Here is a 368-nt window from a genome sequence, read left to right on the forward strand (position 1 = left end):
GCCAGGGTGACCTCGTGGTGCGGGTCCCCGGCTTCGAGCTTCGCGTTCAGGCGGGTGACTTGCTTGGTGGTGAGGTGCTCGGCGCCGATCTGCAGGGTGCGGCGGATGCCGTAGAGCGGGTCTCCAGCCCGCCCGCGGTGGCCCAGGGTGTCCTGCTGCACCCGGCGGCGCACCTCGTCGACGACCTGGCCGCCGAGCTTGACGACGTGGAAGGCGTCGAGCACCGTGATGGCCTCCGGAAGCTCGTCGCGGATGGCGTTGGCGTATCCGTGGAACGGGTCCAGCGTCGCTGTGCGGATCCCGGCCGTGAAGGTCGGCCCCTGCTCGGTGAGCCAGTCGCCGTAGGCGGCCCCGGTGCGGCCCTTGAC

General features: G+C 71.7%; 1 protein-coding gene. It reads right to left on the reverse strand.

Annotated elements, in window-relative coordinates; all coding sequences use genetic code 11:
- The coding region (locus ACPYN7_RS18065; protein WP_424348567.1) for an ISL3 family transposase at window positions 1–368 on the reverse strand (368 nt) is incomplete at both ends.

The sequence above is a fragment of the Kocuria sp. CH-021 genome, assembly GCF_049716185.1.
Classification (GTDB): Bacteria; Actinomycetota; Actinomycetes; order Actinomycetales; family Micrococcaceae; genus Kocuria; species Kocuria cellulosilytica.